The 705-nt window shown below is 60.9% G+C and carries 1 protein-coding gene; it reads left to right on the forward strand.

Features of this window, described 5'->3' with window-relative positions:
* Positions 1 to 14 precede the first annotated feature (14 nt).
* On the forward strand, positions 15 to 705 hold a 691-nt coding region (locus AC1D0Z_RS23495), incomplete at its 3' end, for a CocE/NonD family hydrolase (protein WP_477660525.1).

Consider the following 705-nt stretch of genomic DNA (forward strand, 5'->3'; position numbering starts at 1 on the left):
ACGTGATGGTGCCGATGAGGGACGGCGTGAGGCTCTCGACCGATATATATCGCCCGAGACAGGAGCCCGGAGAAGATCCGAAACCGCTCCCGGTCATCATGGAACGCACACCCTATGGGAAGCACCTTGAAAGCCGCACCGAACGCGAACCGGGGAGCACGCGCCCCATGTCGCGCGAAGAGGTGGCAACGTATTTTGTGGCCCAGGGCTATATCGTTGTGTACCAGGACTGCCGTGGCAGGTACGGGTCCGAAGGAACATTCACGAAGTATCTGAGCGAGGCCAACGACGGGCATGACACCTGTGACTGGATCGTGCGGCAGCCCTGGTCCGACGGCAGGATTGGGACCAAGGGTCTTTCCTATGCGGCACATACGCAAATGGCCCTGGCATCTACCGGCGCACCTGGCCTGCTGGCCATGTATGTCGACTCCGGCGGGTTTTCAAACGGCTACCAGAGCGGCATCCGGCAGGGGGGGGCCTATGAGCTGAAGCAGGCCGCGTGGGCCGTTCTCTTCGCATCGAGCATTGCCCAGCGATCGGAAAATACGGCCGTCGCCAGCACCCTGAAGAATATCGACGTCGACGACTGGTTCAGAAGAATGCCGTGGCGCCGCGGAAACTCCCCGCTGTCCGAAGCGCCCGAGTACGAAGAGTTTCTCTTCGATCAATGGGAAAGGGGCTCGTTCGACGAGTACTGGAAGC

It is taken from the genome of Polaromonas sp. P1_E3 (assembly GCF_056405935.1).